At 73.8% G+C, this 271-nt stretch carries 1 pseudogene; it reads right to left on the reverse strand.

From position 1 onward, the window contains the following. Window positions 1–271: pseudogene (locus tag ACPYOG_RS19590) on the reverse strand (gfo/Idh/MocA family oxidoreductase); the annotation flags it as partial.

A 271-nucleotide genomic window follows, 5' to 3' on the forward strand; every position in this document is an offset into this window, starting at 1 on the left:
GTCCATCGTCTCCATGACCCGCAGCATCGTCGCGTGCGGCATGAGGGGCGACTCGCGCTCGCCGGCGGCGAGGCACCGGGCGAACTCGGCTGCCTCGTAGGAGAACCCGCGGACGTCCTCCGGCAGGCCGCCGGGACGCTCGTCGAGCACCTCGTTGTCGAGGCCGACGAGGCGCAGCGTCGAGCCTGCGCCGTAGAAGGTGCCGGTGAGCTCGAGGCGCGCGGCGGTGCCGGCGACGACGGCGGTGCACGGCGTGACACCGGCCATGGTG

This window comes from Leifsonia sp. HAY1-4F (assembly GCF_056755275.1).